Source organism: Gemmatirosa kalamazoonensis (assembly GCF_000522985.1).
Classification (GTDB): Bacteria; Gemmatimonadota; Gemmatimonadetes; order Gemmatimonadales; family Gemmatimonadaceae; genus Gemmatirosa; species Gemmatirosa kalamazoonensis.
Window position 1 is genome coordinate 3399262 of sequence record NZ_CP007128.1, and the last position, 13400, is coordinate 3412661.

Annotated in this window: 12 protein-coding genes; 10 read left to right on the forward strand and 2 right to left on the reverse strand. The window is 74.6% G+C overall.

From position 1 onward, the window contains the following. Positions 1-66: 66 nt before the first annotated feature. Genes J421_RS14680 through J421_RS14700 form a run of 5 tightly spaced genes read left to right on the forward strand, consistent with a single transcriptional unit; the run spans position 67 to position 6743 of the window. The gene (locus J421_RS14680; protein ID WP_025411936.1) at positions 67-879 is read left to right on the forward strand and encodes a DUF3611 family protein; all 813 of its coding nucleotides are present in this window, start codon (positions 67-69) and stop codon (positions 877-879) included. A gap of 2 nt (positions 880-881) precedes the next feature. After that, the gene (locus tag J421_RS14685; RefSeq protein ID WP_025411937.1) at positions 882-1883 is read left to right on the forward strand and encodes a Gfo/Idh/MocA family protein; all 1002 of its coding nucleotides are present in this window, start codon (positions 882-884) and stop codon (positions 1881-1883) included. Next, positions 1880-3223 (forward strand): Lnb N-terminal periplasmic domain-containing protein, encoded by a 1344-nt coding sequence (locus J421_RS14690; protein WP_025411938.1) that lies wholly within the window; start codon positions 1880-1882, stop codon positions 3221-3223. Before J421_RS14685 ends, J421_RS14690 begins: the two co-directional genes overlap by 4 nt. After that, the gene (locus J421_RS14695; protein WP_025411939.1) at positions 3220-5175 is read left to right on the forward strand and encodes a hydantoinase/oxoprolinase family protein; all 1956 of its coding nucleotides are present in this window, start codon (positions 3220-3222) and stop codon (positions 5173-5175) included. The genes J421_RS14690 and J421_RS14695 overlap by 4 nt, the downstream gene beginning before the upstream one ends. Further along, on the forward strand, positions 5172-6743 hold the full coding sequence (locus J421_RS14700) for a hydantoinase B/oxoprolinase family protein (protein WP_025411940.1): 1572 nt from the start codon (positions 5172-5174) through the stop codon (positions 6741-6743). Before J421_RS14695 ends, J421_RS14700 begins: the two co-directional genes overlap by 4 nt. Positions 6744-6778: 35 nt before the next feature. Here J421_RS14700 and J421_RS14705 read toward each other — a convergent pair whose 3' ends face one another. Together J421_RS14705 and J421_RS14710 are read right to left on the reverse strand one after the other, a co-directional pair. Next, entirely contained in the window at positions 6779-7654 is an 876-nt protein-coding gene (locus J421_RS14705) for an MBL fold metallo-hydrolase (protein ID WP_025411941.1), read from the reverse strand. A 6-nt stretch (positions 7655-7660) separates the two neighbouring features. Continuing rightward, positions 7661-8473, reverse strand: coding sequence for a Crp/Fnr family transcriptional regulator (locus tag J421_RS14710; RefSeq protein WP_025411942.1), 813 nt, complete (start codon positions 8471-8473; stop codon positions 7661-7663). A 201-nt stretch (positions 8474-8674) separates the two neighbouring features. On the opposite strand from J421_RS14710, the gene prfA reads away from it, so the two are divergent. The 5 genes from prfA (at position 8675) to J421_RS14735 (ending at position 13394) form a co-directional block, all read left to right on the forward strand. Beyond that, the gene (prfA, locus tag J421_RS14715) at positions 8675-9754 is read left to right on the forward strand and encodes a peptide chain release factor 1 (protein ID WP_025411943.1); all 1080 of its coding nucleotides are present in this window, start codon (positions 8675-8677) and stop codon (positions 9752-9754) included. Continuing rightward, complete coding sequence (gene prmC, locus J421_RS14720) at positions 9747-10634, forward strand: peptide chain release factor N(5)-glutamine methyltransferase (RefSeq protein WP_025411944.1); 888 nt, start codon at positions 9747-9749, stop codon at positions 10632-10634. The genes prfA and prmC overlap by 8 nt, the downstream gene beginning before the upstream one ends. Before the next feature lie 97 nt (positions 10635-10731). Next, a complete protein-coding gene (locus tag J421_RS14725; protein WP_025411945.1) occupies positions 10732-11085 on the forward strand; it encodes a YlbF/YmcA family competence regulator in 354 nt (117 codons plus the stop codon). Further along, entirely contained in the window at positions 11082-11753 is a 672-nt protein-coding gene (tmk, locus tag J421_RS14730; RefSeq protein WP_025411946.1) for a dTMP kinase, read from the forward strand. The genes J421_RS14725 and tmk overlap by 4 nt, the downstream gene beginning before the upstream one ends. 45 nt (positions 11754-11798) lie before the next feature. Then, complete coding sequence (locus tag J421_RS14735; RefSeq protein ID WP_104022642.1) at positions 11799-13394, forward strand: S41 family peptidase; 1596 nt, start codon at positions 11799-11801, stop codon at positions 13392-13394. Positions 13395-13400 lie beyond the last annotated feature (6 nt).

Genomic DNA, 13400 nt, shown 5'->3' on the forward strand with positions numbered 1-13400 from the left:
CGTGCGACGCACGGGGCTCGCGGGGCTCGCGGGGCTCGGGCGCGCGCGTGGGGTCTCGTCGTCGGTGTGCCCGTCGCGTGCGCGACGCTCGGCGCGCGCGGTGCGGCCGCGCAGGTGCCGACGCCCTCGACGCCACGGCGCGACACGATCCCCCGACGCGACTCCCTCCCGCGCCGCGACTCGCTGCCGATCGCGCCGTCGGACTCCGCGATGCGCGACAGCATCCTGACGCGGATCCTCGCCGAGGACTCGGCGCGCGCGGCGCGACCCGCGGCGTTCTCGCTGTTTGGACTGGACCGGATGCGCCTGCAGACCGCCGGGATCACGTTCGGGTGGGCGTGGCCGGGCCAGGCGATCGGCACGCGCGTGTACTCGCTGCACGCCGACTACGGCGAGATCTATCCCGGCGTGCGCGTGCTGTTCGTGTCGTCGTACTGGGCGACGCGCTACACCGACGCCGAGGTGGCGCGGCTCGCGCGCGAGGTGCAGCGGGTGGTCACGCCGTCGCGCGCGGACACGCTGCGACTCGGCCGCATCCGCGTGGCGGATCTCTCCGCGGGACCGGACGTGCGGTGGGAGCCGGGGCTCGCGCGCCGGGCGCGCCGGCTGCTGCCGCGCATCATGACGCCGTGGGTGAGCGGCGGCATCGCCGCGCATCTCGTGAACGTGGACGGAGCGCCGGTGAGCGGTACGTTCATCGAGCGCGCGCTGGACGCGGCGTCGTTAGGCATCAGCGCCGCGGTGGGCCTCGACGTGCATCTGCTGCCCAACGTGCAGCTCACGGGACAGTCGCGGTACGATTTCGTCGGCACGGTGCGCTACGGCTCTCTCCGCGTGGGCGGCGCGTTCGTGTTCGGGCCGTTGGCGAGAGGGGGCTGAGCATGACGGACGCGCTGCGGCTGGCGGTGGTGGGGACCGGTGCCATCGCGCAGGTCGCGCACATCCCCGTGCTGGCGAAGATGCGTGGCGCGCGGCTGGTGGCGCTGTGCGACAACGACGCCGCGAAGGCGCGCGCGCTCGCCGATCGGTTCGACGTGCCCGACGTGTACACGGATCTCGAGGAGCTGCTGGACTCGGACACCCTCGACGCGATCGTGCTCGCGACGCCGAACCACCTGCACGAGCCGCACGCGCTCAGCGCGCTTCGCGCGGGGCTGCACGTGCTGTGCGAGCGGCCGCTGGCGATGACGGCCCGCGGCGTGGAGCGCGTGCTGAGCGCAGCGCAGAAGAGCGGCCGTCGTGTCGTGGTCGGCAACAACCACCGGTTCCGCAGCGACGTGCAGGCGCTCGAGCGGTACATCGTGAACGGGGAGCTCGGCAAGGTGGAAGCGGTGCGCGCCGGCGTGTACGCGCCGCGTCCGCCGCAGGGATGGCGGCAGCGTCGCGCGGAAGCGGGCGGCGGCGCGTTCCTCGAGCACGGCTTCCCGCTCCTCGATCTCGCGCTGTGGCTGTCGGACTTTCCGGAGCCCGAGCGCGTCGGCGCATACATGCGGCGTGGGCGCGGCGCGAACGCGATCGAGGACACGATGCTGGTCGGCCTGGAGCTGGCCGGCGACGTGTCGTTCGGGCTCGACGTGTCGTGGTCGTACGTCGGCGACGAGGAGCGGTCGTGGTTCGAGGTGATGCTGTCGCGCGGGAGCGCGCGCCTCGCGCCGCTGCGCGTGGTGAAGGAGCTGAACGGGCGCGCGGTCGACGTGTCGCCGTCGGGCGCCGCGGCGCGCGAGAGCCCGTTCCTGCAGTCGTATCGCGCGCAGCTCGCGCACTTCGTCGCCGTGGCGACGGGTACGACGCCGTACGAGGCGCCCACCGACCAGGTGCGCGTGATGCGCGTGCTGGAGGCGATCTACAAGGCGGCCGACGAGCGGCGCGAGATCCGACTGTGAGTCTGCTCCGCCGCCTGACGACGGCGCTCGCCGTCGCGTGCTGCACGCGCGCGGCCGTCGCGCAGACGCCGCCGACACTCCCGCAGCGACCGCTGCTCTCCGCGCCGGCGCCGGGGCCGCAGCAGCGCATGCAGGCCGGGCAGGGCGCCCAGAGCGCTCCGCCCGCGGTGGCCGAGCCGGGGAGCGAGCTGCGGGTGATGCTGCTCACGGTCGGCGCGGGGAGCGCGGTGTGGGAGCGGTTCGGGCACAACGCGATCTGGATCTCCGATCCGCGGCGCGGGATCGACGTCGCCTACAACTGGGGGATGTTCGACTTCAACCAGCCGCGGTTCCTCCAGCGGTTCCTCACGGGCGACACGCGCTACTGGATGGAGGGGTTCGACGCGAACGCGCTGGTGGAGCACTATGCGCGGGAGGAGAACCGCTCCGTGTGGGCGCAGGAGCTGAACCTGACGCCCGCGCAGCGGCTCGCGCTGCTGCAGTACATCGAGTGGAACGCGCGCGAGGAGAACAAGTTCTACCGGTACGACTACTACCTCGACAACTGCTCGACCCGCGTCCGCGACGCGCTCGACCGCGCTCTCGGCGGCGCGATCCGCCGCGCGACCGCGACGCGACTCACCGGCACGACGTACCGCTCGCACACGCGCCGCCTAACGGACGGCGATCCCGCCGTGTACACCGGGATCCAGCTGGCGCTCGGCCGGCCGGCCGACCGCGAGCTCACGGCCTGGGAGGAATCGTTTCTGCCCGTGCGGCTCATGCGCCACCTGCGCGGGGTGCGCGTCACGATGCCGGACGGGTCGAGCGCGCCGCTCGTGCTGCAGGAGCGACAGCTCTACGCGGCGACGAGGGCTCCCGAGCCGGAACGCCCGACATCGCACCTGCTCGCCTACCTGCTCGGCGGCCTCGCGCTCGGCGCAACGCTCGCGGTGCTCGGGCGCGCCAGCGCGGCCGGGCGGCGCGGGGCCGATGCGGGCTTCGGCGTCGTGGCGGGCGTGTGGACGCTGGTCGCGGGCCTCGCCGGCACCGCGGTGCTTCTCGCGGGGACGGTCACGCGGCACGTGTTCATGGGACGCAACCTGAACCTCGGGGCGTTCAGCCCGCTCGTGCTCATCGCGCTGGTGCTCGTCGTTCCCGCTGTGGGCAGCCGGCTGCGGGCGACGCGCGCGCGCTGGGCCGGGCGCGCCGAGCGGGTCGCGGCGCTGCTGCTCGCGCTGAGCGTGGTCGGGTGGCTCGTCGCGTTAGGCGTGGGGCAGAAGAGCGGGGAGATCTTCGCGCTCGCGCTGCCCGCGCACACGGGGCTGTGGTGGGGGCTGCGGCGCATGTCCCGCGCATGACCTGGCACGTCGGCGTCGACGTCGGCGGGACGTTCACCGACCTCGCCGCGCTCGACGCGGAGGGGCGCGTGACGACGGCGAAGGTCCTCTCCGATCCCGCAGACCAGAGCAACGGCGTGCTCGCCTCGCTGGACGCGTTCGGTGCATCCGGCGAGTCGGTCGCGCGCGTGGTGCACGGCACGACCGTGGTGACGAACCTCCTGCTCGAGCGCACCGGCGCGCGCGTGGCACTCTGCGCGACCGAAGGACACACCGACGTGCTCCGGCTGCGCCGTCAGGCGCGGGCGCGGCTCTACGATCTCACGGCGCATCATCCGCCACCGCTCGTGCCGGTGGAGCGCACGGTGGCGGTGCCGGAGCGCATCGAGCCGCACGGCATCGTGCGCGCGCTCACGCCGGAGGCCGCGGCGGAGGTGGCCGACGCGGTCGCGGCGCTCGCGCCGGAGGCGGTGGCGGTGTCGCTGCTGCACGCGTACCGCGACGAGGGGCACGAACGGCTGTTAGGCGCGGCGCTGGCCCGCCGGCTTCCCGGGGTGGACATTGTGCTGTCGTCGGACGTGCTGCCGGAGATCCGCGAGTACGAGCGGGCGGCGACGACGTCGGCCGAGGCGTACGCGCGCCCGCGCGTGGCGCGCTACCTCGCGCGGCTTTCGGCGCGGCTGGCGGAGCGCGGCGTTCCCGCGCCGATGGTGATGACGTCCAGCGGCGGGGTGCGCGAGGCGCGCGAGGCGGAGCGCGGCGCGGCATCGCTCGCGCTCTCGGGACCCGCGGGCGGCGTCGCCGGTGCGGCGGCCGTGCTGCGCGCGTTAGGCGCCGACCGCTACCCGCTCGCGCTCACGATCGACATCGGCGGCACGAGCGCGGACGTGGGACTGATCGTCGACGGCGAGCCGCTCGTGGAGGCGGGCGGCACGGTGGCGGGCGTGCCGATCGCGCTGCCGCGGGTGCTCGTGGAGACCGTGTCGGCCGGCGGCGGCAGCGTCGGGTGGGTGGACGACGCGGGCGCGCTGCGCGCGGGGCCGCGGAGCGCGGGCGCGGTGCCCGGACCCGCGGCCTTCGCGCGCGGCGGCACGGAAGCGACGATCACCGACGCACACCTCGCGCTCGGCCACATCGGGCGCGGGCAGTTCCAGGGCGGCGTCGCGATCGATCCCGATCTCGCGGTGCGGGCCGTCGCGTCGCTCGCCGAGCGGGTCGGGCTGGGCGGCGCGCGCGACGGCGTGGAGCGGGTGGCGCGTGCGCTGCTCGGCGCGGCGGACGCGGAGATGGCGCGCGCGCTGCGCCGCGTGAGCGTGGAGCGGGGGCTCGACCCCCGCGCGTGCGTGCTCGTCGCGTTCGGCGGCGGCGGCCCGCTGCACGCGTGCGCGCTGGCCGAACAGCTCGGCGTGCGCACCGTGCTCGTCCCGCCGCACGCGGGGGTGCTGAGCGCGGTGGGGCTCGCGCTCGCGCCGGCGCGCCGCGAGGCGATCGGCTCGGTGATGCGGCGCGCGTCCGAGCTCGCCGCGACGGACGTCGCCGCCCTCGTCGCGTCGTTAGGCAGCCGCGCCGGCGCCGCGGCGCGCGAGTCGCGCACATGGGTGCGGGCGCGCTACGCGGGGCAGGGGCACGAGCTGGAGGTGCCGCTCGTGGACGGCGACGACGGCGCGGCGATCGCGCGTCGGTTCGCCGAGACGCATCGCGCGCGGATGGGGTTCACGCTCGCGCACGACGTGGAGCTGGTGAGCGCGCGGCACGCGGTCTCGGACCCGGGGCACGCGGTGCGGTTCGCGCGGCGCGAGCGGGCGGCGCCGGCGACGTTCGTGCAGGGCGCGATGGTCGACGACGGTGCGGCGCTCGACGCGACGGTGCACGGCGCGGCGACGGTGGCGCTGCCCGACGCGACGCTGCGCGTCGCCGACGGGTGGACGGCGCGCGCGCTGCCGACCGGCGGGTGGCTCGTGGAGGTCGCATGAGCGAGCAGCGCGCGACGTTCGATCCGCTGGAGCTCACGGTGTGGTCGAACGCGGTGGCGATGATCGCCGAGGAGATGGGCAGCGTGCTCGTGCGCGCGTCGCTGTCGCCGAACATCCGCGAGCGCCGCGACGCATCGGCGGCGCTGTTCGACGGCGACGGCCGCATGGTGGCGCAGGCCGCGCACATCCCCGTGCACCTCGGCGCGATGCCGGACTCGGTGGCCGCGGTGCGCGCACGTCGACCGGAGCCGGGCGACGTGTTCCTGCTGAACGATCCGTTCCGCGGCGGCTCGCATCTCCCCGACCTCACGACGGTGGAGGCGATCGGCGACCCCGCGCGGCCTAACGATCGCACGCACGACGCCGTGATCGGCTACGCCGCCGTGCGCGCGCACCACGCGGACGTGGGCGGCATGAGCCCGGGAAGCATGCCGCAGGGGGCCACGGAGCTCGTGCAGGAAGGGCTGGTGGTGCCGCCGGTGCGGCTCGTGCGCGCGGGCGAGATCGTCGACGACGTGCTCGCGCTGCTGCTGGCGAACGTGCGCACGCCCGACGAGCGGCTCGGCGACGTGCGCGCGCAGCTCGCGGCGTGCGCGGCGGGGCGCGACGGGTGGCGCGCGCTGTGGGCGCGGTCGGGCGAGGCGCGCGTGCGTGCGGCGGTGGACGCGCTGCTCGCGTACACGACGCGGCGCGCGTCGGCACGGCTCGCCGCGTTCGAGGGGGCCGAGGGGTCCGCCGTCGACGCGCTGGAGGGGGACGGCGTGACGGAGGACGACGTGCCGGTGCGCGCGTCGGTGCGCATCGTCGGCGGCCGGCTGCACGTCGACCTCGCGGGCACGTCGCCGCAGGTGCGCGGCAACGTGAACTGCCCGCGCAGCGTGGCGATGGCGGCGGCGGTGTTCGTGCTGCGCACGCTGCTCGACGACGACGTGCCGACGAACGACGGCGTGGCGCGGGCGATCTCGCTCGTGGTGCCGGAGGACTGCGTGGCGAACGCGCGGTGGCCCGCCGCGGTGGCCGCCGGCAACGTCGAGATGTCGCAGCGCCTCACCGACACCCTGTTCGCCGCGCTCGCCGACGCCGGCGTGACCGTGCCCGCGCAGGGGCAGGGGACGATGAACAACGTCACGTTCGGCGGCGACGGCTGGACGTTCTACGAGACGTTAGGCGGCGGCCAGGGCGCGAGCGACGTCGGCGAGGGCCCGACCGGCGTGCACGTCGGGATGAGCAACACGCTCAACACGCCGGTGGAGTCGCTGGAGACGGCGTACCCGCTGCGCGTGGACCGATACGCGGTGCGCGCGGGGAGCGGCGGCGCCGGCGCGCACCGCGGGGGCGACGGCGTGGTGCGGAGCTACCGCGCGCTGGAGCCGTGCACCGTGACGCTGCTCACCGAGCGCCGTCGTCGCGCGCCGCGCGGCGCGGCGGGTGGGGATGACGGCACGCCCGGGCGGAACCTGCTGAACGGCGAGCCGCTTCCCGCGAAGTGCCGCGTGCGGCTCCGTGCCGGCGACGTGGTGACGATCGAGACGCCCGGCGGTGGAGGATACGGCGCGCGTCACGCGTGACGCGTCTCGCGTGACGCGTGACGCGTGACGCGGCGCTAGACGTGCAGGACGAGTCCCTCGGCGGCGGCGAGGATCCGGAGCGGGCTGCCTAACGACGCCGCGAGCGCGCGCGCCTCGTCCACGATGCGGTCGACCGCCGCGTCGGAGCGGTCGGGGTGGTGGTGGAACAGCACCAGCCGCTCGACGCGCGCCTCGACGGCGAGCCGCACGGCCTCGTCCCACGCGGAATGGCCCCAGCCGCGATGGCGCGGCGCGTCCGCGGGCAGGTAGGTGGCGTCGTGCAGCAGCAGGCGGACGCCGCGCAGCATCTCCACCCAGCGTGTGCGGAGCCCGTGTCGCCCGTGCGCCTCGTCGATCTCGTTGTCCGGGAGGAACGCCAGCAGGCGTGTACCGTCCACGTCGTCGAGGCGCCAGCCGACCGCGCCGTCGGGGTGATGCGCCTCGATCGGCCGGACCGTCGCGTCGTGCACGCGCGTGCCCGCGTCGGCCACGGGGAGAAACGCGATCGTCGAGCGGAGCGCGTCGAGGCGGACGGGGAACGACGGAGGGCACATCTGCCGCTGCAGGCTCGCGCGCACCGTCGGCTCGACGGCCGCCGCGACGCCGAACGTGAGGCGCAGCCGCGGGTCGTAGAGCGGCGCGAAGAACGGCAGCCCCTGCACGTGGTCCCAGTGCACGTGCGTGAGCAGCAGCGTCAGCTCGAGCGGCGTCCGGCCGTCGTTAGGCGGCGTCGTCGCGAGCAGCTCCTCGCCGAACGCGCGGATGCCGGTGCCCGCGTCGAGCACGAGCCAGTGGCCCTCGGCGGTCCGCACGGTCACGCACGACGTGTTGCCGCCGTGTCGACGAGTCGCGGACCCCGGGGCGGGCACCGAGCCGCGCACGCCCCACAGCCGCACGTTCCACCCGCCCATGCGACGCTACTCGTCGCCCGCGCCGGCGTCGCTCGATCCGGTGGCGTCGCCGTCGTCGACGTCGCTGTCGGCGACGTCGCTGTCCACGTCCTCCGGCGCCTCCGCCGGGCGCGCCGCGCCGCGCGCCGCGCGCGACGGCGTCGCGCCCGGGCGGCCGCGGCGCGCGAGCCCTTCCTGATCGAGCACGCGGACCATGCGCCGCTCGACCTCGATGAGCCCCGCGTCCTGCAGCTCGCGCATCGCGCGCGACACGGTCTCGCGGCTCGCGCCGATCATCTGCGCCATGGTCTCGTGCGTCGGCGCGCGCTCGATCGTCGGCGGCGTGCCGGTCGCGCGATCGAGCAGCAGCCGCGCGACGCGCCCCGGGACGTCGAGCAGCACGAGCGCGGTGATCTTCTCGTCCGCGTCGCGCAGCCGCCGCGACAGCTCCTCGAGCAGCGCCCACGCGACGCGCGTCTGCCGCTCGACCTCGCGCCGGAAGTCCTCGCGTCGCAGCACGAGCAGCACCGCGGGATCGACGGCAACGACGTGCGCGGAGCGCGGCCGGCCGTCGATGAGCGCGAGCTCACCGAAGTGCGCGCCCTGGCCGAGCGTGTCGAGGATCACCTCGCGTCCGTCGTCGCCAACGATGGCGACCTTCACGGAGCCAGAGCGGAGGACGTAGAGCGCGTCGCCCGGGTCGCCTTGCCGGACGATGAGCGCACCGCGCGGATAGCGCTGCTCGCGCGCGAGGGCGGCGAAGCCGCGACGCTCGTCGGTCGACAAGCGACTGAAGAGCGGAACGGACGCGAGGAAGTCGGCGAGTCGATGGACGAGCATGCCATACGCTGCGCGCTGTGCGCGCCGATGTCAACGCCACGCGCGTGATCTTCCTGTGACGCAAGCCCTTGTCAGCTTGTTCCTTAGCCTCGGCTCGGCGTATATTGCGCGGCCCGCCACCCATCGCCCCCTGTCCGTCGTGCCTCCTCGTCGTCCGATCGTGTCCGCTCGACCCGCGCCGCACCCCGGAGAGGCGCCGCAGTGAGCGTCGCCGACGCGCTGCGCGAGCGGCTCAGCGAGGCCGTGGCGCGCGCCGCCGACGTGGAGCGGGAGCTCGCCGACAGCGACACCGCGCGCGATGCGAAGCGGCTGGCCGAGCTGGCGCGCGAGCACCATCGCCTCGCCGCGGTCGTGGAGACGAACCGGCGGATGGAGCGCGCCGAGCGTGAGCTGGTCGACGCGCGCGACCTCGCGACGACCGACGACGCGGAGCTGGCCGCCGAGGCGCGCGCCGAGGTGGAGCGGCTGGAGGCGGAGGTCGCGGAGCTCGAGCGCGCGCTGCGTCCGCTGCTCATCCCGCGGGACCCGCTCGACGATCGCCCGTGCATCGTCGAGATCCGCGCCGGAACCGGGGGCGACGAGGCCGCGCTGTTCGCCGCGGACCTGTTCCGCATGTACACGCGCTACGTCGAGCGGCGCGGCTGGCGCGTGGAGCCGATCTCGATCAGCGAGGGAACGTTAGGCGGCATCAAGGAGGCGGTGTTCAAGGTCGACGGGACGGGCCCGTTCGGCGCGCTGCGCCACGAGAGCGGCGTGCACCGCGTGCAGCGCGTGCCCGCCACGGAGGCGCAGGGGCGCATCCACACGTCGGCGGCGACGGTCGCCGTGCTGCCGGAGGCGGAGGAGATCGACCTCAAGATCGACGAGAAGGATCTCCGCATCGACGTGTTCCGCTCGTCGGGTCCCGGTGGGCAGAGCGTGAACACGACGGACAGCGCGGTGCGCATCACGCACATCCCGACCGGCGTCGTCGTCAGCCAGCAGGATCAGAAGTCGCAGCTCCAGAACAAGATCAAGGCGATGGAGATCCTGCGCGCGCGGCTGCTCGACCGCATGATCGCGGAGCGCGAGGCGGAGCGCGCGCGGCTGCGCCGCTCGCAGGTGAGCACCGGCGACCGGTCGGCGAAGATCCGCACCTACAACTTCCCGCAGAGCCGCGTGACCGACCATCGCATCGGCTTCACGTCGCACGACATCGACGCGGTGATGAACGGGGAGCTCGCGCCGCTCATCGAAGCGCTGCAGCTCGCCGACGTCGAGGAGCGGCTCGCCGATGACTGACGAGCGCACCGTCGCCGGTGCCGCGCTCACCGTCGAGGCGGTGGTGAGCGAGATCGCCGCCACGCTCGCCGCGGCGGGGCTCGCGCAGGCGCGCGAGGAGGCGCGCGACCTCGTCGCCGCGCTGCTCGACGTGCCGCGCTTCTGGCCGACGCTGCACCGCGGGGCCACGGTGGACGAGGACGTGCGCGACGCCGCGCGCCGCGCCGCGGCCCGCCGGGCGTCGGGGGCGCCGTTCGCGTACGCGGCGCGGCGCGCGGCGTTCCGCCACCTCACGCTCGACGTCGACGAGCGCGTGCTGATCCCACGCCAGGAGACCGAGATGCTGGTCGACGAGGTGCTCGCGGCGTTAGGCACCCGGCACGCCGGCATCGCGGTGGACGTCGGCACCGGCTCGGGTGCGATCGCGCTCGCGCTCGCGAGCGAGGGGCCGCTCGAGCGCGTGATCGCGACCGACGTGTCGCTCGACGCGCTCGACGTCGCGCGCCGCAACGCGGATCTGTGCGCCCGCGCGCTGCGCTGCCCGGTGGAGTTCCGCGCCGGGTCGCTGCTCGCGCCGGTGCGCGGCGTGCGCGCGCGCTGCGTCGTGTCGAACCCGCCGTACATCGCGTTCGAGGAAGCGGCCGCCCTGCCGGCGGGGGTGCGCGACTGGGAGCCCGCGCTCGCGCTGTTCAGCGGCGCCGACGGCATGGCGGCCACCGCCGCGATCGTGCGGCAGGCGGCCGACGTGCTGGAGCCTGGCGGGCTGCTCGCGCTCGAGGTCGACGCGCGCCGCGCGTCGCTCGCCGCGGAGCTCGCGGCCACCGACGGCCGGTATCGCGGCGTGCGTGTTCGACTCGACCTCGCGGGGCGGGAGCGGTTCGTGCTCGCGATCAAAACCTGAGGCTCTCTACGCTCCCCGCTCCACGCTCCACGCTCGGCCCGTTCGCGGCGCGTGGCGAGCGTGGAGCGTGGAGCGGGGAGCGTGGAGAAACCCGGATATGCTGCAGGACAAAGCGACCGAGCTCGGACGGCTCATCGGACAGAGCGACGAGTACCGCGCCGTGAAGCGCACGAGCGACGCGCTCGGCGAGGACCGCGAGGCGGTCACGCTCATCCGCGAGATGGAGCGGCTCCGCTCCGAGGCGCAGGCGATGATCGAGCGCGGCCAGAACCCGACGCCCGAGATGGAGCAGCAGCTCGACGACCTGCTGTCGAAGGTGCAGGTGAACGCGACCTACCAGCGCGCGATCGCGGCCCAGGACAACTTCGACAAGCTCATGCTGCGCGTGAACGAGTGGATCAGCGAGGGGATCCGCAAGGGCGCCGCGAGCTCCATCATCACGCTCGGGTGAGTCGAGGGCTGCTCCTCGTCGTCGAAGGCGCGGAGGGCGTCGGCAAGACGACGCAGGTGGCACGGCTCGCCGACCGCCTCGTCGCGTTAGGCATCCGCGCCGAGCGCTACCGCGAGCCCGGGGGCACGCCGCTCGGCGACGAGATACGACGGCTGCTGCTCGAGCCGGCCGCGCACGGCGTCTCGCCGCGCGCGGAGGCGCTACTGTTCATGGCGGCCCGCGCGCAGCTCGTGGCGCAGCTGGAGGCGCGGCTTCGCGAGGGAACGATCGTGCTGCTCGACCGCTTCTTCCTGTCGACGTACGCCTATCAGATCGCCGGGCGCGGCCTCGACGAGATGCTGGTGCGCGACGCGAACCAGCTCGCCGTTGGAGGGCTGACGCCCGACCTGACGCTGCTGCTGACGGTCGACCCCGGCGTCGCGCAGGCCCGCATGCACGCTCGGGGCGGTCTCGACCGGATGGAGCGCGAGGACGCGGCGTTCCACGCCCGGGTGAGCGCCGCATTCCTCGCCGCAGCCGACGGGTCCTGGCAGGCCGCGCACCCGGAGGCAGGGCCGGTGCAGCAGATCGACGCCGGCGGCTCCGTCGACGAGGTCGCAGCACGAATCGACGCCGCACTGAAGTCGCGCTGGCCCGAAACATTCTCGGGTCTAGGCGAGTCTCTATAGAGACCGGATCCGGCCGGGCTCCGGCGGACACAGCTCGAGGAATCGATGCGCTCTCGTGGGATCGTGGTGCTGGCGGCGCTCAGCGCGGCGCTGGTGACCGGCGGGTGGCTGGTGGGACGTGGGCTCCAGGGGCAGGGTGCCGGCGCCTCCAACGGCGCGCGCCTGTTCGACCAGGTCGTCGAGCACGTCTCGCACTACTACGTGGACTCGATCGGCGGCGACTCGCTGTACGAGAAGGCGCTCGACGGCATGGTCTCCGAGCTCGGCGACCCGCACTCGGTCGTGCTCACGCCGGACCGGCTGAAGCGGCTGGCCGAGAGCACCAGCGGCACGTACGCCGGGCTCGGCCTGCGCGTCGACGTCCGCGACGGCTGGCTCACCGTGATCGACCCGGTGGCCGGCGCCCCGGCGGAGCGCGCCGGCGTCCGCGTCGGCGACCGGATCGTCGAGATCGGGGGCGAGTCCACGCACGACTGGACGGTGGACGAGGCGAGCAAGCGGCTGCGCGGCGCGCCGCACACGAAGGTCAGCCTGCTCATCGAGCGCCCGGGCGTCGAGGGACGCATCCCGTTCAGCGTGGAGCGCGACGAGGTGCACGTGCGCTCGGTGCGGCACGTCGCGCTGCTGCGCGACAGCATCGGCTACCTCGACCTCACGGTGTTCTCGAACGCCAGCGCGCGCGAGGTGGAGCAGGGCGTCGACTCGCTGCGCGCGCTCGGCGCCCGCACGGTGCTCCTCGATCTGCGCAGCAACCCCGGCGGCCTGCTCGATCAGGGCGTCAGCGTCGCCGACCTGTTCCTCGATCCGCGCCAGCCGATCGTCAGCATTCGCGGCCGCACGCCGGAAGCGAACCACGTCTTCGTCGACTCGGCGGGACAGCGGTGGGCGGGGCTGCCGCTCGTCGTGCTCGTGAACGAGGGCAGCGCGAGCGCCTCGGAGATCGTCGCCGGCGCGCTGCAGGACCACGACCGCGCGCTCATCGTCGGCACGACGTCGTACGGCAAGGGCAGCGCGCAGAGCGTCTTCCCGCTGCCTAACGGCTCGGCCGTCAAGCTCACGACGTCGCTGTGGTACACGCCGGCCGGACGCTCGATCAACAAGCCGATCGATGCGACGAAGGACGACGACGACGAGGAGGTCGCGCCCGAGAAGCCGGCGGATCGCAAGAAGTTCAAGACCGACGGCGGGCGCACCGTGTACGGCGGCGGCGGCATCACGCCGGACGTCGCCGCTGGCGACACCGCCGTGCCGCCGGCGGAGCTGGGCTTCCTGCGCGCGCTCGGCCGGCAGGTCGGCGCGTTCCGCGACGCGCTCACCGAGTACGCGCTCAGCGTGAAGGCGTCGGGCGCGGTGACGAGCCCCGACTTCGTCGTCACGCCCGCGATGCGCGACGACCTGTGGCGGCGCATGGCGGCGCGCAAGATTACGATGGACCGCGGCGCGTTCGAGTCCGCCCAGCAGCTCGTGACGCGCCAGCTCACGTACGAGATCTCGCGCTACGTGTTCGGCCAGGACGTGGAGTTCCGCCGCCGCGCGGCCGACGACCCCGTGATCAACGCCGCGTTAGGCCTCGCGCGCGGCGCGCGGTCGCAGCGCGAGCTGTTCGCGCGGGCACCGAAGCCGAGCGCGTCGCACGGGTGAGCCGCG

Excerpts from the sequence above, each read along its gene's own strand:
- J421_RS14700 (WP_025411940.1), top strand. The coding sequence starts at position 5,172 with ATGAGCGAGCAGCGCGCGACGTTCGATCCGCTGGAGCTCACGGTGTGG.
- J421_RS14685 (WP_025411937.1), top strand. The coding sequence starts at position 882 with ATGACGGACGCGCTGCGGCTGGCGGTGGTGGGGACCGGTGCCATCGCG.
- J421_RS14725 (WP_025411945.1), top strand. The coding sequence starts at position 10,732 with ATGCTGCAGGACAAAGCGACCGAGCTCGGACGGCTCATCGGACAGAGC.
- prmC (WP_025411944.1), top strand. The coding sequence starts at position 9,747 with ATGACTGACGAGCGCACCGTCGCCGGTGCCGCGCTCACCGTCGAGGCG.
- J421_RS14705 (WP_025411941.1), bottom strand. The coding sequence starts at position 7,654 with ATGGGCGGGTGGAACGTGCGGCTGTGGGGCGTGCGCGGCTCGGTGCCC.
- J421_RS14695 (WP_025411939.1), top strand. The coding sequence starts at position 3,220 with ATGACCTGGCACGTCGGCGTCGACGTCGGCGGGACGTTCACCGACCTC.
- J421_RS14710 (WP_025411942.1), bottom strand. The coding sequence starts at position 8,473 with ATGCTCGTCCATCGACTCGCCGACTTCCTCGCGTCCGTTCCGCTCTTC.
- J421_RS14735 (WP_104022642.1), top strand. The coding sequence starts at position 11,799 with ATGCGCTCTCGTGGGATCGTGGTGCTGGCGGCGCTCAGCGCGGCGCTG.